Source organism: Butyrivibrio hungatei NK4A153 (assembly GCF_000424465.1).
In the GTDB taxonomy this organism is placed as follows: Bacteria; Bacillota; Clostridia; order Lachnospirales; family Lachnospiraceae; genus Butyrivibrio; species Butyrivibrio hungatei_A.
In genome coordinates this window covers 12,981-34,057 of the sequence record NZ_AUJY01000024.1, presented here as the reverse complement: position 1 = coordinate 34,057, position 21,077 = coordinate 12,981, and the positions used below count along the sequence as shown (strand labels likewise).

Sequence of the window (21,077 nt, the reverse complement as noted above, 5' to 3'; positions counted from 1 at the left end):
TACAATGGCAATGATCTCAAATGACTGGTTGCCGGCATTGAGCGACGAATTTCATAAAGATTATTACAAAAAACTCTTTGAGTTTGTAAAAGAAGAATACAGTACTCATGTTATATATCCCGATTCAGAGGATATATTCAATGCACTTCATTTGACACCGCTTGAGAAAGTTAAGGTTCTTGTCCTTGGGCAGGATCCGTATCATGAGCCCGGACAGGCTCACGGACTTTCTTTCTCGGTGCTTCCCGGTAAGGCAGATCCGCCGCCGTCTCTTGTGAATATTTATAAAGAATTAAATGACGATCTTGGCTGCAAGATTCCCAATAACGGCTATCTGAAAAAATGGGCGGATCAGGGTGTACTCTTGCTCAACACCGTTTTGACTGTAAGAGCCCATGCCGCTAACTCTCATAAAGGAAGAGGTTGGGAAGAGTTTACCGATGCGATTATCAGAAAAGTAAACGAACAGGACAGACCGGTAGTTTATATGCTCTGGGGCAGACCTGCCCAGATGAAAAAGAGTATGCTCAATAATCCTAAGCACTTGATACTCGAGGCACCTCACCCGAGTCCACTTTCTGCATACAGAGGCTTCTTTGGTTGCAAACATTTCAGCAAGGCTAATGAGTTCCTGAAGCAGAATGGCATGGAGCCGATTGATTGGCAAATTGAGGATATCTGAGGAAATATTGATAAAGTCAGTATTTCTCTATAAGAAAATCGATTTTTCGATATAATTTTTTTCTTGCATTTTTATGCACTACCATGTTAAAGTGGTAAATGAATTCGCATTCGTATAATTAATTAACTGGTAAAGCAGACATTTTTAGTGAGATATAATGAGAAATAGGGAATTAAAACGAATTGCATGTTGCATCATCGTTTTTGCTTTAGGTGTAACGTCTTTTTCCGGATGCGGAAATAAGAATAGTTCTTCTGTTGGAGACAGCGCTGTTTCCAAAAGCGGAGAGGTTGATAAGGAACATGTTTTTAAACAGAAAGACCTTGAAGGTATTATTGCTGATGGCGAAGATATTGTTTCTGCCGATTATGTAAATGGAAAGATCATGCTTGCTGCCAATTCCAAAGACGGAAAGGGCAGATGCATTTCATTTAATCCTGACGGCACACAGCTACAGGCTTTTGATACAGGTTGTGATATAACAGCTTGTGCGTTCGACGGAGAAGGAAACGCGTATCTGCAATGTTTGGATAAGTCTTCCGGCGAAGATAAAGTTTTTCTTGGTAAGTTTGATCCTACGGGAAAAGAGCTTTTTAAAGCGGATGTTTCCGAAGAATTCAGCGGGAATTCTGAAATAAGCGGTTTGGCGTGGAGTGAAAAATACGGTCTTGTATCATGTACTCCAAACGGAATTCAGACATATGATGATAAAAACGGCTTTGGAATGCTTGTTGATAAAAAAGTTATCGGTGATTACGACGATTACGGTATTATTTATTCATTTATAATGTTATCGGGTGATCGAATCCTGATGATATACCATGAAGGAACCGATGAATCCAATGTAATTATCGATCTTGAAAAGAAAACGGCTGACAAAGCGCTTAGTGGTATAAGTGATACGCTTCGGTATTCTTTTTTTACAGATAAAGCAGGTAATTTATTTGCTTTATGGACTGACGGAGTCTACAAATACGATCCTGATTCCGGAGAAAAGAATAAACTGCTTGACTTCAGAGCTTCAAACATCGATTCGGCAACAGAGTATGTGGGCGGAAACAAGTGGCAAGCTGTTGCACTGAGTGATACCGATTTTATTATAGATTTACCGGTAGGTTCAGGTGATGATACTTCTCTTTTAAGATTTACCAAAGAAAATCCCGATGAAGTTTCGGATAAGACTACAATTACTTTGGGAACCATGTGGCTTGAGCCGGATGTTCAAAGCGAAGTAATGAAGTTTAACAGGTCAAATGACAAGTATGAAATAGAAGTTATTGATTATTCTAAGTTATATTCGGACGATGAACAGGAAGAAGCAAGAAAGCAACTGGATATGGATATAATATCCGGAAAAGCGCCCGATATTATAAATGTTGACGGAAATGTAAAAAAGTACGTTGATAAGGGAATTTTTCTTGATCTTACACCTGAATTTGATAAAGGCGGTGCTTTGGAGGGAATAGAACTTCTTCCAAATATCGCCGAGATGATGAAATATGATGGTAAAATGTATACATTTATGCCGTCTTTTAAAGTCGCAACATGTGCTGTCAGAGCAAAATTTGCCAAGGGAAAGGGATCACTTACATATAAAGAGCTTGATGATCTTATAAAGAGCAACGGTACTGATTACGAAAAAGCTTTTGGCTCCAATCATAATAAATCTTATGGCAATTTACTTATGCCGCATTATGCGGATAAGTGTATTGATTGGAATGAGAAAAAGTGTGATTTTAAAAATCCTGAGTTTATTGAGTTTTTGAACTTTATAAATAAGTTTCCGGATAAAGCAAGCGGACACAGCAATCTTGCAGAAATAGATAAGAGCTATGCCGAGGATAAAGGAATCTACTATAGAGAACTTTTTTCAAATCTCAATGAATATGCAAGACTTAAGCAGCTTGTATTTAATGACGACATCGAGCTTGTAGGCTATCCAAATAACAGCAGAGAAAATATTGCTTCTATAAACGGCGAATTATATGCTGTAAACAGCAACACAGCTCATAAGGATATTGCACTTGAGTTTGTAAAAGAACTTATATTATCGGACAAAGATGATTCTTATAGTGGATTTTCCACTGTAAAACAAAAATTTGAAGAAGAGCTGCAGGAAGCTACAAAGGAAAAAAGCGATGACGATGAGAGCGCTCAGCTATGGGATCAGATAAATCATGTAATGGTGAAAATGAAACCATTATCTCAAGAGGAAGTGAGCAAGTTTTATGATTATACAGTTTCAATAAATTCATTGGATTGTATGAATAATGAAATTACCAATATAATTGCTGAAGAAGCTTCGGCATTTTACTGTGGCCAAAAGACAGCAGAGGAAGTGGCGGATATAATCCAAAACAGAGTCACAGTTTATATAAATGAAAATAGTTGATTTTTTCGGAGGAAATTATGAAGAAAGCATTTGTAACAAAAGAACAGATTGAAGATATCGTAAAGAAGTATCCGACACCTTTTCATATCTATGATGAAAAAGGATTTGTAAATAATGTAAAGGCTGTATATGACGCTTTTTCATGGAATAAAGGATTCAAGGAATATTTTGCCGTTAAGGCCAATCCGAATCCTGTGCTTCTTGACATACTTAGAAACAACGGCTGCGGATTCGATTGTTCCTCCAAGACAGAGCTTATTCTCAGTAAGGCGGTTGGAGCAGAAGGAAGTGAGATCATGTTCTCGTCAAATGATACGCCCGCTGAGGAGTTTGTACTTGCAGACAAGCTCGGAGCAATTATAAATCTTGATGATTTCACACATGTTGCTTTCCTTGAGAAGACACTCGGAAAGATCCCTGAGACAATATCATGCAGATTTAATCCGGGCGGAGTGTTCAAGATGAGTAATGGAATCATGGACAACCCCGGCGATTCCAAGTACGGAATGACAAAGGATCAGCTTATCGAAGCATTTAAGATTCTTAAGAGTAAGGGCGCAAAGCGTTTCGGAATTCATGCATTCCTTGCAAGTAATACGGTTACAAACGAGTATTATCCTCAGCTTGCCGGACAGCTCTTTGAACTTGCGGTTGAAGTACAGAAAGCTACAGGCGCAAAGATTGCATTTATCAACCTTTCAGGCGGTGTTGGAATTCCTTATACACCCGATATGGAGCCTAATGATATCCATGTTATCGGAAAAGGCGTTAAGGAGCAGTATGACAAGATCCTTGCACCTGAAGGAATGGATGATGTAGCAATCTTTACAGAGATGGGAAGATTCATGATGGGACCTTACGGAGCACTTGTAACTAAGGCTATTCATGAGAAGCACATCTACAAGGAGTACATTGGTGTGGATGCCTGCGCGGTAAATCTTATGCGTCCGGCTATGTATGGCTCATATCATCACATCACTGTTCTCGGAAAAGAGAATGAGCCTTGCGATCACATTTATGATGTGACAGGTTCACTTTGCGAGAACAACGATAAATTTGCAATTGACAGAAAACTTCCCAAGATCGATATGGGAGATTATATCTATATACATGATACAGGTGCCCACGGATATGCAATGGGCTACAACTATAACGGTAAACTAAAAAGTGCGGAATTGCTTCTCAGAGAGGACGGTAGTGTTGAACTTATCCGAAGAGCCGAGACTCCTATGGATTATTATGCAACACTTGACTGCCTTGATGTGTACAGCAGATTAGGTGAATTGGTAGATGGTAAAATCTGAAATGGAATGTCTTGTTGACGCATTTATCGAGTACCTTAAAAGCGTCAAAGATTATTCTGAAAACACGGTTGGTTCATACAAACATGATGCTCTGTTGTTCGTTCGCTTTCTTGAAGAACGCGGAGTACATAATATAACTGAAGTTACAGAGGATATTATATCGGAGTACCAGGCTCTTTTAAAAGAAAAGAAGATGGCTGTGTCTACAATAGTAAGATATAACACGACAATCAAGAATTTTTTTGCATTTCTTGTTGAGAACGGAAATATCCCGGATAACCCTGCGGAGGTCATAAAAAGTCCTTCTGTTTCTGTGTCCAAAAAGACTCCGAGAATTCTTTCCGATACAGAGACTTTGGATCTTTTGAATCAGGAATTCAGTGACAGTCCGAAGGGAGTAAGAGATAAGGCAATCCTTGAGATGCTTTATTCCACGGGACTTAAAGTTTCGGAGATTATTTCGCTCAAACTCAGTAATATTGATATGGGACTTGGGTGTATTATTCTTCCGAAGATGAAATCAGAGGAAGGCGACCGTGTTATTCCGTATGGAAAGATGACAAGAAGTGCTGTGACATCTTATCTTCTTGAGGCCAGAAAGGCATTACTTGGAAAAAGAGAAGACAAAGGATATGTCTTTCTTAACTGCGACGGTAAGCAGCTTAGCCGCCAGGGCGTGTGGAAGATTGTTAAATTCTATGCACAGAAAGCGGGTGTAAGCAGTGATATTTCGCCGCATTCATTAAGACATTCTTTTGCGGCACATCTTGTTAAAAACGGTGCGGAAATTTCAGCCATTCAGGATATGATGGGCTTTTCTCCGAGCAATACTTTGTCTAAGTATGTAAATAAAGAAAATACGCCCAAAGATCCGTATGAATGGGCAAGAATCAGATAATGTGTTAAAATATCAATAGATATTAAAAGGGGGCTTGTGAGTAACACAAGTCCTCTTTCTTTTTTATTGTGGTAAATTGTTTTTCAATTAAACTACTAAATCATAAGACAGGGAGAAAAATATGAGGAAAAGATTAATAGTTGCCTTAATGCTGGTCACAATAACCTTTTACGGATGCGCTAAAACAAGTGAAGCTCCGAAGTCGGAAGAACAGGTGACACAAGAGGCGTCATCAGGAACGGAAGATAGTGGTAATCAGGAAGACGAAGGAGACTTAGAAGTACGCAAAGCACATGAGAACGATGAAGTTATCGGAAACGGCTCATATTTTGTGAGTATAAACGGGAAAGTCTTTTATAGAAGATATGATGAGGATACCTTTTCAGAATCAAACCTTTGTGAGAATGGTCTGATAATGGGGGCAGGAAATTTATATTCGAATTATTCCAAGAAGTCAGAACTCTGTATCTATGATCCTGCCACAAAGAGTACGGAAGTCTTTATGGAGGATGATGGATTTGGTGGACTGTATTATGCCAATGGATTTTTCTACCTGAAAAAGTATGACGGTGAGAATAATGATTATACTGTATACAGAGTAAATATTGATACCAGGGAAGTTGACCATTCTAAAGATATAGCAGGCGATTTATTAAGTATTGATGAAAAGACGGGGGCAATTGTTGTCAATGTCTTTGACAAGCCGGAGGAAGCAAATGTAAATCATCTGAACGTATATAAAGATGATAAAGAGCTGATGTCAAAGGAAACACAGGATTATTATTCTGCAGCGGAATTTTTGGACGGCAAACTATATTACTGCATAGATGGGGATGAAGAGGATATCTTTTACGAATATGATCCGGAAACAAATAAAGAAGTTTGTCTTGGAAAAACAAATCCGAAAAAGGTTGCCGGCGATGAATTTCTTATTTCATGGGAAATTAGAGATATACTGAAAGATAATGATACTTTATACGTGCATTATTGCGATTATGAGGGCTCAGCTTCATTTTATAATGCAGGAATAATCTATTCTGCAAAGGAAGGAGCGGAGAATAGCATTGAAGTGTTGTATGACAATACGAGCGATGTGGTATCGGATGATGGTAATATGTACATTACTTCCGACGGGCAGATTAAAGTGGATGATAGTAAGGGAACATACTCTATTGGAAAGGAATATTACGAGAACAAAAAGGATGCAAATGAAAAAGCTCCTTTAATCTATTATGAAGATAAAGATAATATCAAGACTGTAGTAAATGAATTTGCGAATTGCCCTATCGCTAAATCCGGTTTTTGGATGAATGTGCCGAATAATGCCGTTTCCAAGATCGGAGATAATGTATATATGATGATTCCGGAATATGTCAGATATGATATCAATGATGTAGGCTGGAGGCCGTATTACAGAATGCTCAAGGTGAAGTATCTTGAGATAACGGGAAGTGGCGAAGTAAATGTCATTGATGATATTCCTACAACTGAGAATTATATTGATGTTGAGGCAAGTTACGCAAATGACATCTTATCAGTAAATTGTGTAGGGGTGCCGATCAGTGATGATGAAAGTGAGGCCGAAAAAGAAGTAAAGGGAGAGAGTACCTTTGAATATAAGCTTGCAGACAATTTTGAATATGTAGAAGACGATACTACAAAGACCAAAGCGGATTTTGAGAATTATATTAAGAGTGGCGCTAAGAAGTTAAGATTGTACTATAATGATGACGGTGTCGTATCTAAAATAATAAAATTGTCCTAGTGTGATTTTTTTAACAATAAAGTATTGTATAAAAATTCTCCAGATGTTATTCTTTTGAAGGATTATTTTTGGCAGGCAGGCATATTACCCATAGGGGTGTGGCTTGCCTGGCAGATAAAAGAATTAGTGGGAGGACATACTTTGTTAGCAGCACAGATTTTTGCCGTCATCATCTTTGTCGGAATGTTCGTTATGATCGTTATGGACAAGATTGAAAGGCATTATGTTACACTGGGCAGCGGTATTCTGACGCTTGTCGTCGTCTTTGGTATATGTATGGGGGACATCAAAGCTATACTGAATACACTTGCCTTTAAGGACTTTTTTACCCGTGATTTCTGGTATCAGATCGAAGAGTCGGAGAGTGCGGGAATCAACTGGGCAACAATCCTTTTTATCGCAGGAATGATGCTGATGGTTGAAGGAATGGCCAAAGCGGGGTTTTTCCGTTGGCTTTGCATGAAGATAGCTTTCTTGGTCAAATGTAAGACCATTTCGATTTTTATCACGTTTACAATAATGGCAGCGGTACTTTCAATGTTTATTGACAGTATAACCGTTATCATGTTTCTGGCAGCTGTGACTGTAGAACTTGCGCAGCTTCTTAAATTTAATCCCGTACCAATGATATTGTCGGAAATATTTTGCGCCAACCTTGGCGGAAGTGCGACAATGTGCGGAGATCCTCCGAATATCATAATCGGTACATCCTTGGGATTGTCATTTTTTGATTTCCTTACAAATACAGGTGTTATAGCCGGAATAAGTCTGGTCGTATCTGTTATCTTCTTGTATTTCGCATTCAGAAAAGAGCTTGTATCAACAAGTGACGAAGAAATTGATATGAGTAAATTGCCCGATCCGTCGGAAGCAATCACTAATAAGAAAGATTTCATTGTTAGCAGTGTGATCTTCGGATGCGCGGTAGTGCTTCTTATAACACATGGTTCAACACATCTTACAGTTGCAACGATAGGATTGTTTATCGCGGTGATTACACTTTTGACTGCAGGCAAGAATGCAAAAGAGATCATTAAGAAAGTCGACTACAAGACACTTGTGTTCTTCATAGGATTGTTTATCGTTGTAAGCGGCTTGGAAGAAACAAAGATTCTTGATATCATTGCTTCATTTATCGAACACATCAGCGGCGGTAACAGCAAAATGATGATAGCGATTATCATCTGGGTTTCAGCAATTGCAAGTGCGTTCGTTGATAATATTCCTTTTGCGGCAACGATGGTTCCCGTTATCAAGAATCTTGCGGCAGCTTCGGGAATGCCTATAAATACGCTGGCATGGGCACTTGCTATCGGTACAGATATCGGCGGAAGCGCAACACCTATCGGTGCATCTGCAAATGTAGTAGGTACCTCTGTTGCGGCTAAGAACGGACATCCCGTAACATGGGGACGCTATTGCAAAAAACTTGCTCCTGCAACAGTTTTGGTTTTGATCATTTCAACAATATATCTTTTTGTAATATACTTATAATAGTAATATTCAGGAGGAATGCTTATGGCTCAGATCATTATTTCCGTCGGACGTGAATTTGGTAGTGGCGGACGAGTTATTGCAGAAAAAATAGCGGAAAGATTTAATCTTCCTTTGTATGATCGTCATCTTATTACGGAGATTGCCGGGAAGATGGGGATGACATTTGAGTCTGTGGAGAAATACGACGAAGTACCAAAGAATGTGTTCGTATCAAGAAGGATAAACGGATACAGCAATTCCATCGAGGATAACATTGCAGAGATGCAGTTTGATGTTATGGAGGAAAAGGCAAAGAGCGGAGAGTCCTTTGTTGTTGTCGGCAGATGCTCTGAAACAAAGCTGAAAAATTATCCGGGACTGATCTCATTCTTTATCCTTGGCGATATGGATAAGAAGGTTGAGCGTGTCATGGAAGTTTACGGACTTGATGAAGATGACGCGACCAGATTTATACTTAAGAAGGATAAAAAGAGAAAGCGTTATCACAATTACCATTGCCAGGGTAAATGGGGCGATTCAAGATTGTATGATTTCTCAATTAACAGCTCGAAATTGGGGATTGATGAGACGGTAGATATAATTGAAGGGTATATAAGAGCCCGCATGGCAAAAATGGACTGAAAAAACTTACTATACCGGAGGAACGCGCAGATGCAGTCTTTTTTCTGCATCTGTGCGCTCCTCCGGTGTGGAAAGTTTTTATACCTATAAACAAAAGGTGCAGAGGAAGTGAAATAACCTTTGCACCTTTTCTTAATTAAATATGAGAGTCGCAAGCGACTCTCCGGTTGTTCTAATTGTGCGCGTAAACGCGATATGATCAGACTAACTCAGCAATATCAAGAAGGAGACGCTCTGTGTCTTCCCATCCGAGGCAAGGATCTGTGATTGACTTACCGTAGATGCCTTCACCGATCTTCTGGCAACCTTCCTCGATGTAACTCTCGATCATGACACCCTTAACAAGGTTCTTGATATCGTTGTTGTGGTTTCTTGAGTGAAGAACCTCTTTAACGATTCTGATCTGTTCCTTGAACTGCTTGTTTGAATTGTTGTGGTTTGCATCAATGATGGCAGCAGGGTTAACGATGTTTCTTGAGTTATAAAGCTGTAAAAGAAGGCTCAGATCCTCATAGTGATAGTTAGGGATCGACTGGCCGTGCTTATTGTTGGAACCTCTGAGTACGCAGTGCGCAAGAGGGTTACCGTTTGTCTTAACTTCATAGCCTCTGTAAACGAAAGAGTGAGACTGCTGAGCTGCATATACTGAGTTAAGCATTACACCGAGAGCTCCACTTGTAGGGTTCTTCATTCCTGCGGGAACGTCGAATCCGCTGGCTGTCATACGGTGCTCCTGATCCTCTACAGAACGTGCACCTATTGCAACGTATGAAAGGATATCAGCGATGTAACCCCAGTTCTCGGGATAGAGCATTTCATCGGCAGCAGTAAGACCGGATTCCTGAATGGCCTTGATCTGCATATGTCTCATGGCAATGAGACCTGCGCGGAAATCTGTCTTTCCTTCGGGATCGGGCTGGGAAGTGATTCCTTTATAGCCTTCACCTGTTGTACGAGGCTTGTTAGTATAGATTCTGGGAATAAGGATAAGCTTATCTTTAACCTTATCGTTAAGGTTTCCAAGGCGTGAAACGTAGTCGCATACGGCATCCTCGTTGTCTGCAGAGCAGGGACCAACGATAACAAGAAATTTATCACTTTTACCTGTGAAAACGTCACTGATCATGGCATCTCTTTCAGCCTTGAGAGTGGCAAGTTCTTTTGTTAAAGGAAATTCATCCCTTATCTCATCGGGGGTGGGTAATTTCTGTATGTAATCAAATGACATCAATATGTCCTCCATGAATAAATATTCGAATGATACTATAGCACTTTAAACTGTAAAAGTAAACCTTTATTTACTTGTTTTTAGTTATTATATCAAGTTCGTCAATAGTTAAATTATAAAGCGCGGCTATTTTGCCGTTAATTTCAGCCATATAGCGCGAAGGATCGTTCGAATCGAGAATTTTTTTCGCAAGTTCTGATATTTCCCTTTCTGTGGCAGAATCGCATTTTGCGATAGGGAGCCTCTCAATCTCAGACCTAAGAACCTTCATATTCTTGCAGGTGTGAGAGTAGTAAAAAGATATCACGGGCGAATTAAGGATTGCAAGTATATATAGTGCGCTGTAGCCTGGAACCTTTGGAATCAGTATATTTGCGCTGTTAAGTGAAAGGCGCTGCCTGTTGTCATATGCAAAGACCGGCGTATTCGAGATAAATTTGTACAGGAGTTTTTCTTTTGCCCTGTACATGTTTTCGGGAGCTACCTGCTGGAATTTTGACGGTTCGTACTTTATAAAGTTGGTGATCTTCTTTATTGCATATTTATCAATATCGGAGCCCTTTATGATTTCTTCAAAGCCCGCATTTTTAACGGGAGATAAAAGAGCTTTGTTTGCGCCCGTAACGATCCCTAAGGCGAACTCGCTGTTTCCTTTTAGCGTGAAATGATCGCTCTTATCGATCTTATCAAGTATCTTTTTTTCGGCATCGTCAGATAGCATGTGAAAAGAGCTTGTATCAAGGCTTTTGCACATAGTTTCAAAGCTTTTTACAAGTATCAGTCTTTCGGGGAAAAGATTCTTTGCCGGATTGAAAGTGTTCTTTGATGAAAGACTCTTTTTGTAAAAAGCGACTTTGGTCGTATGACTTTTACCGGCATGCGTCTTAAGCGTAAGGAGTATGCAAGGGCACTGAACCTTATCAAATATCTCGCCCATATAATAAAGGTAGGAGATGTGCGCCTTTTTGGCGATGATGCTTCTTATATTCTCATGTGCTCCGGCGCCCAGAAGTGTTTCGGGGAGTACAAAAGACATGGTTCCTCCGTCCGATAAAAGGCTCAGAGCTCTTTCCGTGAAGATAGAAAAAGACTCGGGATTTCCCGATACGCGCGCACATTTATAGGATTCGCTCAAAGTCCTTATTTCGTCCTTGCTGTAAGAGTAGCCCCAGGGCGGATTTCCGATTATATGGTCAAATTCCTGCGTAGATGCGCCTTTTTTGGAAGGCATAAGGAAATCATCGGCTTTGATGTTATTAAATAATATATCGAGATCGTCGTTATCTTTAATGCCGTATTTGACTGCGAGGTTTATCCTTGCAATGGCAGCAGCCGTGCCGTCTATGTCGTATCCATAGATGTTCGAAAGCGGAATATCTTTTGGGAGTCTTAAAAGGAAGTTGCCAGTTCCGCAAGACGGATCGCAGATTGTTTCGGCTTTGCCCGCATGCAGGTTTTCTATGCATTTATCTACAACAAAGAAAGGTGTGTAGTATGCGCCCGATGCTTTCTTTGTCTTAAGCGAGCGAAGCGAGATGTAGAGCATGCCGAGTGTATCTTCACCCTCCGTATATTTGAGCGGATAGTCTTTTAATATTGATGTAAGGCGTGAGAAAGAATCGCCTGTTTCATTATGTAAAGGGGAGATAAGTCTTTTTTTACCCGAATTATCAAGTGAAAGAGTATCAAGAAAAGACCTTCCGTAGTAGGCAAGGATTGAAAGAAATTCATTCTCGGTAAGGGCATTATCTTCACCAAGGGTCTTTATTACGGAACATATCGTATCGTAATTTATCGACGCTTTGCTGATATATGACTTTGGGATGAAACGGCCGTTTGCGGTACTCTTGTTTCTTCTGCGCTTTAGAAGGTCGGAGCCATCAAGGTTTTCTTTAAGATTTAGAACGGTTTCTTTATTAAGAAGATATGTCTTAGAGGCTTTTGTGGCTGAGAGCTTTTGAAGCTTTATCCAGTTTTTTACCGTCGCTGAAGAAATGCCCAATATTTCGGCAGTTTCGTCAATTGAGATCATATCCTTTTTGATAGAAGTTTGTTCTTGTCTGTCCATAGAAACAATTATCGAGGGAATGCGAATTTTTTTCAAGAGCGGATTACGGTATATATATGCATATATGAGGAATATTGAATAAATGATGAATATATGTGCAAAATATGTGTTAAACTGAGTTTGTGTGGGTATCATCTGATGGTGAAACTGCGAAGAAAATAATTTCAAAATTTTTTATGAGAGGCATCTTAAATGGATAGAACCAAAAGTATTGTAAGAACAAGTATTATAGGAATTGCGGCAAATATTTTGCTGTCGGTGTTTAAGGCATTTGTGGGAGTATTGTCACATTCGGTTGCGATAACGATGGATGCCGTCAATAATCTGAGTGATGCTTTTTCATCGGTTATAACGATTGTGGGAGCAAAACTTTCGGCAAGAGAGCCCGACAGGAAGCACCCTTACGGCTACGGAAGGATAGAGTATCTTTCGGCGATGGTGATTGGAATTATTATTCTGTACGCCGGAATTACTTCTTTTACCGAGTCTGTAACTAAGATAATTCATCCTGAGACGCCTGACTACGGGACGCCTGCACTTGTTATCGTGTCGGCTGCGATCGTTGTGAAGATCGTGCTTGGATTATATACCAAGAAGATGGGAGAGAAGGTTGATTCGGATTCGCTTGTCGCATCGGGAAAAGATGCGCTCAATGATTCTATTATCTCGGCAGCTACGCTTATTGCGGCGATTATCTTTATCACAACGGGATTTAGTATTGAAGCGTACATCGGAGTTGTGATCTCTTTTATCATTATAAAGACGGGATTTGAGACGCTTCGCGATACCGTGAGCATGACTCTCGGAGAGAGGATTACGCCTGAACTTGCAAAGAAGGTAAAGTCCAGTATAAACGAGCTTGAAGAAGTTAGAGGAGTGTACGATCTTATTATTCACAATTATGGCTCCGAGAAGCTTATAGGTTCAGCACATGTGGAGATTCCCGATACGCTTTCCGCTGTTGAGATCGATGCGCTCGACAGGGTTATCGCCAAGAAAGTGTTCATCGATACGGGAATTATGATGGGGGGAATATCTGTTTATTCAACAAATACAAGTGATTCTGTCGCTGTAGAGGCGAACAAGAAGATTTCGGCACTTGTCAGCGATTACGATGAAGCTTTGCAGATTCACGGCTTTTACATGAATCACAAGACAAAAGAGATAAGGTTTGACCTTGTTATCGATATAGAGGCGAAGAATAAGAGAGAAGTTCTTTCCAAGGTTTCAAAGCGTGTTGAGGAGATGTACCCCGAGTATGTTGTGGAAGTCCTTATGGACTATAATTTCTCGGATTAAAAGGCAAGAATAAAACATTTTTTTCTAAGACAAGGAGGGTTACTTATGCTCAATTATGTTCACGAGATTCCGACGAAGCTTTATTTTGGCAAAGGGCAGATCAGTCATCTTGATGAGATCTTAAGATCTCTCGGGAAAAAAGTTCTTTTGACCTATGGCGGAGGTTCTATCAAGAAGATGGGGCTTTACGACACTGTTATCGACATTCTGAAAAAGGGCGGATTTGAAGTTACGGAATTATCCGGAATTGAGCCGAATCCGCGTATTGAATCCGTTGAAGAGGGCGTTAGGCTCTGCAAGGAGAACAATATTGATGTGATCCTTGCTGTTGGAGGAGGAAGCACGATCGATTGCTCCAAAGCGATTGCTGCCGGAGTATTCTATGACGGCGACTTATGGGATATGGTTGCGTCTTATCATGGCACGTTAAAGGCGCTTCCGCTAGTCGATATCCTTACGCTTAGTGCGACGGGATCTGAGTATGATGGCGGCGGTGTTATAACCAATCTTAAGACTCATGAAAAGATTGGAAACAGTTATACATATCCTTACGCATCTATCTGCGATCCGACTTATACCTTCTCGGTTTCAAAATACCAGACGGCATCGGGAACTGCGGATATAATGAGCCATATTTTCGAAGGATATTTCTCACGTACCGAGGACAGCGACCTTTCGGATCATATTGCCGAGGGGGTTCTTAAGACTGCAATTAAATATCTTCCCGTTGCTCTAAAAGAACCTGACAATTACACGGCTCGTGCAAATCTTATGGCTATTTCATCGGTTGCCTGCTCAGGTATTCCGCAGTATGGAAAGCAGGATACAGGCTGGCCGTGTCATGCTATGGAACACGAATTGTCGGCGTTCTATGACATCACGCACGGAATTGGCCTTGCAATACTTACTCCGCGCTGGATGCGCTTTATATTGGAAAAAGATCCTTCATGTACCTGGAGATTTGTTCGCTTTGCAAAGAATGTGTGGGGGCTTGACGGTGATGATGAAAAAGCTCTTGCAATCGCGGGAATTGAAAAACTCGAAGAATTTTTTGCACAGTCGGGTATTCCCAAAAATCTTACCGAGCTTAAGATAACCGACGAACACTTCGAGGAGATGGCCGCGCATGCAAATGACGGAAACTACTTAAAGGATGCTTTTGTTGCGCTTACGAATGAAGATATTGTCGAGATATATAAGGCTTGTCTGTAAGAGCTGATTTAAATATTTTGATTTTAAATGGCGTGTAAAAAAAGAACAAAGAGTTTTTTAGAGACTCCTTGTTCTTTTTGTTGCACAAGACCGGCAAGCGAATGGATGCTTGCATGTAAATTCATTTGCCGGTCGTAGATGCTCCTTCATAATCTTATTAAGATGTAATTTTTATATTATCACTCGAGGTTGAGGTTTTTGTTAGTAATCTTTATAGTTGCAACATAGAAGCCTATAAAAAGAATGATCGCGCAGATAATGTTAGCGGGACAAACCACATCGTCATAATCCCACCACCAGGTGCCGCGTTTCATTTGGTGCATTTGCATGTTGTAAAAAAAGAGGGTCATTGAAGCTATGGCAATTCCTATATAGCTAAGTACAGTGACATGTAGCTTGTGTTTGCGGCATAGTTGTCCGATGCTGAGGCAAAAGAAAAAAGCCATGATCTGAACGAAAATTTCAAATATAATAAATAATATGTCAAGCGCAAACAGTACAAGTCCGGGTAAATAGGCACTTACAGAGAGCTTTTCATAATGAGGATCAAATAATCTTTCGGCAACAGAAAATCCAAAGGTTCCAATGAATATCGATGGAATAATAAATATTAAAGCCCATATGTATGTGACCAGCATTTTTGAACTCACAATTTCTGTTGTTTTTGCCGGAAGAGTGAATGATAGATATCCTTGTGTCAGGTATATCGTTTTGTAATAGTATCTGAGCATATATATTGTTGCAAGCGTAGCTAAAACAAGAATTGCTAAAAGAGCTATTGTCTGTATATTGGTCATTGTAAAATAAATAGGAGGTAAATTATCACTGTGTGTCTGAATGAGGCCCGATTCCAATTTTTCTGTTTGAGCGTTATCTATTTTATTTGTGAAAGCATTGGTAATTACTATTATGATAGTCAGTAAAAATGTAAATAATATTATCCCTGTCATTACCGGTCTTGTTCTTTTTAAGTCATAAGCTATAAGTTTCTTTAACATCTGTATACCTCCCTGAATAGTGCATCAACCGATTTGCCGTTTTCGACTCTTATGTCATCGATAGGTTTATAAAGCCTGATATTGCCGTCTTGCAAGAAAATTGCTTCGTCCAGCACCGGCTCCACATCGCTGATCAGGTGAGTAGCGATAATAAGGGAGGCGGACGGTTCAAAATTACTTATGATAGTACGCAATATATAATCTCTGGCAGCAGGATCTACGCCTGCGATAGGTTCGTCAAGAATATAGAGCTTGGCTTTGCGGCTCATTACAAGGATAAGCTGAACTTTTTCCTTATTTCCCTTAGAAAGAGTCTTAATCTTATTCTTTGGATCTATATTGAGACTTGAAAGCATCTCTTCAGCTCTTTTCTCGTCAAAATCATCATAGAAATATTTAAACATGTCGATAGCGGATCCGACTGTCATAGATTCATCAAGATAGGTTCTATCGGGAAGATAGGACACAATAGCTTTACTCTTTGGACCGACCGGATTGCCGTCAACAAGAACAGAACCGCCTGTTGGTTGCAATAAACCGCATATTATCTTTATAAGCGTTGTTTTTCCGCTTCCGTTTGGGCCTAGAAGTCCGATAATATGCCCGGGCTCAATTGAAAGATTTATATCATTCAGAGCCGTTTTTTTACCATATTTTTTGTGTAGCCCCTGTATTTCTAACAGATTACTCATACTTTTCTCCTTCTTTAAATGTGTTTATCAATTCTTTTTGTCTGTGTACTGTTTTACCAGTTTTAAGATTTCTTCTTTGGTAAATCCGAGCTTTTCCATGCTTTTGAAGAAATTTTCTATCTGTACATCAACGAGTGATATTCTCATATTTTTAATCATGTTGTCATCCTCCGTAATAAAACGACCGCTTGTCCTTTCTGAGTGAACAAGTCCCGTAGCTTCAAGATCACTGAGCGCCTTTTGCATTGTGTTTGGATTGACTCCGGCTTCAGCGGCAAGGTCGCGAACACTTGGCAGTTTATCACCGGGTTTGTATAAACCTGAAATAATATCAGTCTGTAGATGATCAATAATCTGGACAAAGATAGGAGCGTCCGAATTAAGATTCCATGGCATAGTGAGTCTTCCTTTCTGAAAAAATATATTGTATTACTGTACTAGATGCATAATACAATAATACAGTAACCCGAATGAGGGTATTTGTCAACGTTTTTTATTGAATAGTAAATTTTTTTGAAATTTACTATTTCGCGAGCCAAATGTTTTGATTTCTTTTATATGATGCAATGTGGTATTATCAAGGAGATAATTTGTAATAATGGAGGGAAAACAATATGGGAATTAATTCAATAGATGCAGAAGACGATCAGTTTGCATATCGTTATGATACACAGCTTCTTATAGACAGACGCGATAAAGATCTCGACGAGGATGAGATAGCTGATTATATTACAGAGAATTTTGAGGGCAACAGCCTGATCGCGGCAGGAGATGAGGATCTTGTAAAGATTCATTTTCATACAAACGAGCCGTGGAAGATTCTCGAGTATTGCAATAGTGTAGGTGAAATCTACGATATTGTTGTTGAAGATATGATAAGACAGGCCAACGGGCAGCAGGGATAAGATTGCGGAAGAATTGATCATTGTACTGTTTCATCCATAATTAGCAATATACTGCACAATTTGAATGAAGATGAGCAAGACAGTACACCAATAAACACAGGTCGAAAGTTTTATTGATGAATGGCAATGATGGCTACTTAAATGATTTCCGGGAGAGCAGTGTGAAGAGCGAATATAAGACTAAACCAAGAAATCTTATCATAGAATATCTGAAGGATAATGCGGATACAAGATTTACGGCAAGGGACATATTTAATGCCGTTAAGGGTAAAGGTGACGGTTTGGACAGATCTACTGTTTACCGCAATCTTGAGAGGCTTAGTAAGGAAGGCAAGCTTGTCAAATACAAGGAAGCCGATGTAAATGCTACATGCTATCAGTACTCTGAAGAGCACGAGTCATGCTGTGAGCACATGCATGCCCAGTGCTCGGTGTGCGGGAAGATTTTTCATCTTGATAATAAGATATTTAAGAGCGCAGCCAAAAAGATGATGGATGAATATGGAATTGAGATTGATTACGGGAAGAGCGTGATCATGTGTATTTGTGATGAATGCAGAAACGTAGGGATGTCAGAACATGAAGTTTAAGAATGCATGACTTGGCACTTTCGGTATATTGCATATGAAATTGAAAAATCGGAATTTGATAAGGATTATAAATATGAAAAACGCATTATCTTGGCTGTTAATTTTGTTAAATGCGATTAGCTGCCTATGCCTTACTTATAGCAGTTATTTGTTTCTTTTCGGAGGCACTATAGTTGATGCACCAAATGCAATGCTGCCGATGGAAAGATGGGAAAGAGGAGGTTGGCTACTTACTATTGAAATGATTCCGCTAATAATAGCAAACATCTTAGGTTATGGATATATTCAATTTGGAAATAAGAAAAACAGAATGCTTATCTTCATTCCCTCTGTTATCTGCATGATTTTAGTAGCATGCTTTTGGGGGAGGGGAATAATATAACTTCAAATTTGCACGAATGACCTCTATCCCGGAATGTGATAGTGTTTCAAACATTAATCAGAAAGGCTGCCGGGATACGATTGAGAATAATTACAATTGTTTTACAATAAGCTATTTATAGACGTAAGATCACGGACCTCTGAACTCAAAATGAGCTCGGGGGTTCGTTTTTTGTAAAAAAATTGAGAGTGCCAAGTTAAGTGTGTAAGTTTTTACAGCGGCGTATTATATTGACACGCCGTGTATTATAGAATTATAATGATTTGCAATTGTGTTGCATATTTAAAAAGGAGCGGGAATGGAAACAGCGGTACATATTTTTGCCGGGTTCCTTGATAGCGGGAAGACCACAGCTTTGCAGGGAACTTTATTAAGAAAAGAAGATGTCGCAAAACGTTCTGTAGTCATATGCACAGAAGAAGGCGAGGAAGAGTACGATATTGATGCTCTTAAAGATAGGGGAACAAGCCTTGTCACAATTGAAGAAGAGGATGAACTGACTGAAGACTTCCTTGAGGAAATAAAGAAGGTTCATAATCCGGAAGTCGTATATATCGAATTTAACGGAATGTGGGATCTTAAGGCGTTTGTCAGAAAAGATCTGCCGGAAGGCTGGTATCTTTCAAATGTTTTCAGTCTTGTAGATGCGAACACTTATGATATGTACCTGATGAACATGCGTCAGACTATCATGAATCCGCTTAGTGTTTCGGATGTGATCCTTTTTAACAGGTGCGATGAAAGTTTCAAAAAGAGTGACGTAAGGCGTTCTTTAAAGATCTTAAACAATTTGGCTGAGGTATATTTTACAAAGCCGGACGGAAGCATAGATTTTGCAAATGAAGAGTTTTCTGTTCCGGAGAAGGACGGGATACTTGATGTTACCGATAAGTTCTTTTGCCCATGGTTTATTGACTGTATAGAGGATACCGACAAATACTACGGGAAGACGGTCAGGTTCACGGCTCTCATAACAGGCGGGAACGGACTTGGCAGTAATCAGTTCTATGCGGGGCGTTATGCTGCGATATGTTGTGCGGAAGATGCGCAGTATATCGGATTTGTGGCAAAGTATGACGGTGAGATTCCAAAAAACGGCGACTGGGTGGTACTTGAAGCAAGGATTGCCAAGGGGCAGAGAGCGGACAATAAGCTTGTTATTCTTTTGGTTGTAAATAAACTTACCAAGATAGAAGCACCGGAAGACAGATTTTTATATTTTTGAATAAAAAAAGAATGGAGAAATGCAATGTCAAAGAGAGAAGTACCTATAGTTGTTATCACAGGATATCTGGGATCGGGCAAGACAACCCTGATGCAGAATATTCTTAAGCAGGAAAAGAGAAAGATCGCGCTTATCGTAAACGACATGGGAAGCGTTAATATAGATGCGTCGATACTAAATAAATCGGGAAACAAGCTTCTTCAGGTTGAGATGGTTGAGATGCAGAACGGATGCATCTGCTGTACTTTGAAGGATGAGTTTATGGCTGAGATAGAGCGCTTGTCCGCAGATAAGTCAATTGAGGCTATATTTGTTGAGGCGTCCGGAATCAGCGAACCGTCATCAATTGCAGGCGCTTTTATAAATTACGAAGAGATGACTCCCGATACGAGAGTGTATCTTAAGGCTGTCGTTTCTGTGGTTGATGTTGACAGGATATACCGTGAGTTCCTTCATAACCTCACTTCCGAGGAGGAGAACGACGACGGAGACATCATCAACCTCATCATGGATCAGATTGAATTCTGCAATCTCATGATACTTAATAAGACAGATCTTTTGACCGAAAGCGAGCTTTCAGAGGTAAAAGCGGGACTTCGCAACATTCAGCAGGAGGCGGAGATGATAACTGCCGTACACGGAGACGTTGACCTTGATGTTATCCTTAACAGACCTGACCTTGATTATGAAGAGGTAGAGGCCTACAGTGCAGTGCAGAAGGCGCTCAACAACTGCGAACATGACGATGAGAAAGCGTGCGTCGATGAGTACGGAATTTCTTCATTTGTTTTTGAGGAAAAGAAACCTTTTAACCGTGAGGCTTTCAACAAGCTTGTAATGGACTATCCCGAGACGCTCATAAGAACCAAAGGTTACATCTGGTTCAGCGATGACTGGGATCACATCCAGCTCTTCGAGCAGGCCGGAAGAAACGCTTCCATAACCGAAATGTCCGAGTGGGTATCCGCTTGGCCCGAAGAAGAACTCGCACCTGTATTAAAAGACTTCCCCGATCTTACTGATGACTGGGATGAAGTGTACGGTGACAGAGGCAACCAGGTCGTGTTCATCGGCAAAGGGTATGAGAAGGCAGAGATTGTGAAGCTTTTGTATGATTGTATAGACGAGAAGTAAAGATGAGTGGAGCAGCTATTCGAGGGGATAGCTGCTTTTTTCAATTAATATATTCTATATTTTGTATATTAAAAAGAAAATGAAAGTATGTTGTATCGCACATTTGTACGCGTCTCAGGGCACTGAGTGTGGTATAATTATAAGTATTCATTGATGAAAGAGGGTTTACAAAAATATGATTACCG

General features: G+C 40.0%; 19 protein-coding genes. 14 read left to right on the top strand and 5 right to left on the bottom strand.

What is annotated here, in order from left to right; translation table 11 throughout:
- Nucleotides 1-4 precede the first annotated feature (4 nt).
- The 7 genes from G628_RS0109815 (at nt 5) to G628_RS0109785 (ending at nt 9,159) form a co-directional block, all read left to right on the top strand.
- Nucleotides 5-682 (top strand): uracil-DNA glycosylase, encoded by a 678-nt coding sequence (locus G628_RS0109815; protein WP_026654534.1) that lies wholly within the window; start codon nt 5-7, stop codon nt 680-682.
- A 157-nt stretch (nt 683-839) separates the two neighbouring features.
- Nucleotides 840-3,074 (top strand): ABC transporter substrate-binding protein, encoded by a 2,235-nt coding sequence (locus tag G628_RS0109810; protein ID WP_027209034.1) that lies wholly within the window; start codon nt 840-842, stop codon nt 3,072-3,074.
- Between the two features lie 14 nt (nt 3,075-3,088).
- Nucleotides 3,089-4,378 carry a diaminopimelate decarboxylase gene (locus G628_RS0109805; RefSeq protein ID WP_026668033.1) on the top strand — a complete coding sequence of 430 codons (1,290 nt, stop codon included), beginning with the start codon at nt 3,089-3,091 and terminating at the stop codon, nt 4,376-4,378.
- Nucleotides 4,365-5,276, top strand: coding sequence for a tyrosine-type recombinase/integrase (locus G628_RS0109800; RefSeq protein ID WP_051199132.1), 912 nt, complete (start codon nt 4,365-4,367; stop codon nt 5,274-5,276). The genes G628_RS0109805 and G628_RS0109800 overlap by 14 nt, the downstream gene beginning before the upstream one ends.
- A gap of 121 nt (nt 5,277-5,397) precedes the next feature.
- Nucleotides 5,398-7,041, top strand: a complete 1,644-nt coding sequence (locus tag G628_RS0109795) for a hypothetical protein (protein WP_027209032.1) — start codon at nt 5,398-5,400, stop codon at nt 7,039-7,041.
- A gap of 141 nt (nt 7,042-7,182) precedes the next feature.
- A complete protein-coding gene (locus tag G628_RS0109790; RefSeq protein WP_027209031.1) occupies nt 7,183-8,535 on the top strand; it encodes an SLC13 family permease in 1,353 nt (450 codons plus the stop codon).
- Nucleotides 8,536-8,559: 24 nt separating this feature from the next.
- Nucleotides 8,560-9,159: an AAA family ATPase gene (locus G628_RS0109785; RefSeq protein WP_027209030.1), complete on the top strand. Its 600-nt coding sequence runs from the start codon at nt 8,560-8,562 to the stop codon at nt 9,157-9,159.
- A gap of 199 nt (nt 9,160-9,358) precedes the next feature.
- Here G628_RS0109785 and G628_RS0109780 read toward each other — a convergent pair whose 3' ends face one another.
- Complete coding sequence (locus G628_RS0109780) at nt 9,359-10,387, bottom strand: 3-deoxy-7-phosphoheptulonate synthase (protein WP_026654541.1); 1,029 nt, start codon at nt 10,385-10,387, stop codon at nt 9,359-9,361.
- A gap of 70 nt (nt 10,388-10,457) precedes the next feature.
- A complete protein-coding gene (locus G628_RS17030; protein ID WP_027209029.1) occupies nt 10,458-12,455 on the bottom strand; it encodes a TaqI-like C-terminal specificity domain-containing protein in 1,998 nt (665 codons plus the stop codon).
- Between the two features lie 192 nt (nt 12,456-12,647).
- Between G628_RS17030 and G628_RS0109770 the strand changes: the two genes are divergently transcribed.
- Together G628_RS0109770 and G628_RS0109765 are read left to right on the top strand one after the other, a co-directional pair.
- Nucleotides 12,648-13,754: a cation diffusion facilitator family transporter gene (locus G628_RS0109770; RefSeq protein WP_027209028.1), complete on the top strand. Its 1,107-nt coding sequence runs from the start codon at nt 12,648-12,650 to the stop codon at nt 13,752-13,754.
- Nucleotides 13,755-13,799: 45 nt separating this feature from the next.
- Nucleotides 13,800-14,966, top strand: a complete 1,167-nt coding sequence (locus tag G628_RS0109765; protein WP_026654544.1) for an iron-containing alcohol dehydrogenase — start codon at nt 13,800-13,802, stop codon at nt 14,964-14,966.
- A 179-nt stretch (nt 14,967-15,145) separates the two neighbouring features.
- Here the strand turns inward: G628_RS0109765 and G628_RS0109760 are convergent, their stop codons facing one another.
- Genes G628_RS0109760 through G628_RS0109750 form a run of 3 tightly spaced genes read right to left on the bottom strand, consistent with a single transcriptional unit; the run spans nt 15,146 to nt 17,052 of the window.
- A complete protein-coding gene (locus G628_RS0109760; RefSeq protein WP_027209027.1) occupies nt 15,146-15,964 on the bottom strand; it encodes a hypothetical protein in 819 nt (272 codons plus the stop codon).
- Nucleotides 15,958-16,656, bottom strand: coding sequence for an ABC transporter ATP-binding protein (locus tag G628_RS0109755; RefSeq protein WP_026654547.1), 699 nt, complete (start codon nt 16,654-16,656; stop codon nt 15,958-15,960). Before G628_RS0109755 ends, G628_RS0109760 begins: the two co-directional genes overlap by 7 nt.
- A gap of 27 nt (nt 16,657-16,683) precedes the next feature.
- Entirely contained in the window at nt 16,684-17,052 is a 369-nt protein-coding gene (locus tag G628_RS0109750; protein WP_026654548.1) for a GntR family transcriptional regulator, read from the bottom strand.
- A 218-nt stretch (nt 17,053-17,270) separates the two neighbouring features.
- On the opposite strand from G628_RS0109750, the gene G628_RS0109745 reads away from it, so the two are divergent.
- The 5 genes from G628_RS0109745 to G628_RS0109725 all read left to right on the top strand — a co-directional run bounded on the left by G628_RS0109745 (nt 17,271) and on the right by G628_RS0109725 (nt 20,892).
- The gene (locus G628_RS0109745) at nt 17,271-17,561 is read left to right on the top strand and encodes a hypothetical protein (RefSeq protein WP_026668024.1); all 291 of its coding nucleotides are present in this window, start codon (nt 17,271-17,273) and stop codon (nt 17,559-17,561) included.
- A 161-nt stretch (nt 17,562-17,722) separates the two neighbouring features.
- Nucleotides 17,723-18,151 carry a Fur family transcriptional regulator gene (locus G628_RS17025; protein WP_051199131.1) on the top strand — a complete coding sequence of 143 codons (429 nt, stop codon included), beginning with the start codon at nt 17,723-17,725 and terminating at the stop codon, nt 18,149-18,151.
- Between the two features lie 199 nt (nt 18,152-18,350).
- The gene (locus G628_RS18940; RefSeq protein WP_196803745.1) at nt 18,351-18,533 is read left to right on the top strand and encodes a hypothetical protein; all 183 of its coding nucleotides are present in this window, start codon (nt 18,351-18,353) and stop codon (nt 18,531-18,533) included.
- 298 nt (nt 18,534-18,831) lie between these two features.
- A complete protein-coding gene (locus tag G628_RS0109730; protein WP_027209025.1) occupies nt 18,832-19,758 on the top strand; it encodes a GTP-binding protein in 927 nt (308 codons plus the stop codon).
- Nucleotides 19,759-19,782: 24 nt separating this feature from the next.
- Nucleotides 19,783-20,892 (top strand): CobW family GTP-binding protein, encoded by a 1,110-nt coding sequence (locus tag G628_RS0109725; protein WP_026654551.1) that lies wholly within the window; start codon nt 19,783-19,785, stop codon nt 20,890-20,892.
- The last annotated feature ends 185 nt before the right edge of the window (nt 20,893-21,077 follow it).

Excerpts from the sequence above, each read along its gene's own strand:
- G628_RS0109815 (WP_026654534.1), top strand. The coding sequence starts at position 5 with ATGGCAATGATCTCAAATGACTGGTTGCCGGCATTGAGCGACGAATTT.
- G628_RS0109810 (WP_027209034.1), top strand. The coding sequence starts at position 840 with ATGAGAAATAGGGAATTAAAACGAATTGCATGTTGCATCATCGTTTTT.
- G628_RS0109800 (WP_051199132.1), top strand. The coding sequence starts at position 4,365 with ATGGTAAAATCTGAAATGGAATGTCTTGTTGACGCATTTATCGAGTAC.
- G628_RS0109795 (WP_027209032.1), top strand. The coding sequence starts at position 5,398 with ATGAGGAAAAGATTAATAGTTGCCTTAATGCTGGTCACAATAACCTTT.
- G628_RS0109785 (WP_027209030.1), top strand. The coding sequence starts at position 8,560 with ATGGCTCAGATCATTATTTCCGTCGGACGTGAATTTGGTAGTGGCGGA.
- G628_RS0109780 (WP_026654541.1), bottom strand. The coding sequence starts at position 10,387 with ATGTCATTTGATTACATACAGAAATTACCCACCCCCGATGAGATAAGG.
- G628_RS17030 (WP_027209029.1), bottom strand. The coding sequence starts at position 12,455 with ATGGACAGACAAGAACAAACTTCTATCAAAAAGGATATGATCTCAATT.
- G628_RS0109770 (WP_027209028.1), top strand. The coding sequence starts at position 12,648 with ATGGATAGAACCAAAAGTATTGTAAGAACAAGTATTATAGGAATTGCG.
- G628_RS0109765 (WP_026654544.1), top strand. The coding sequence starts at position 13,800 with ATGCTCAATTATGTTCACGAGATTCCGACGAAGCTTTATTTTGGCAAA.
- G628_RS0109760 (WP_027209027.1), bottom strand. The coding sequence starts at position 15,964 with ATGTTAAAGAAACTTATAGCTTATGACTTAAAAAGAACAAGACCGGTA.
- G628_RS0109755 (WP_026654547.1), bottom strand. The coding sequence starts at position 16,656 with ATGAGTAATCTGTTAGAAATACAGGGGCTACACAAAAAATATGGTAAA.
- G628_RS0109750 (WP_026654548.1), bottom strand. The coding sequence starts at position 17,052 with ATGCCATGGAATCTTAATTCGGACGCTCCTATCTTTGTCCAGATTATT.
- G628_RS0109745 (WP_026668024.1), top strand. The coding sequence starts at position 17,271 with ATGGGAATTAATTCAATAGATGCAGAAGACGATCAGTTTGCATATCGT.
- G628_RS18940 (WP_196803745.1), top strand. The coding sequence starts at position 18,351 with ATGGAAAGATGGGAAAGAGGAGGTTGGCTACTTACTATTGAAATGATT.
- G628_RS0109730 (WP_027209025.1), top strand. The coding sequence starts at position 18,832 with ATGGAAACAGCGGTACATATTTTTGCCGGGTTCCTTGATAGCGGGAAG.
- G628_RS0109725 (WP_026654551.1), top strand. The coding sequence starts at position 19,783 with ATGTCAAAGAGAGAAGTACCTATAGTTGTTATCACAGGATATCTGGGA.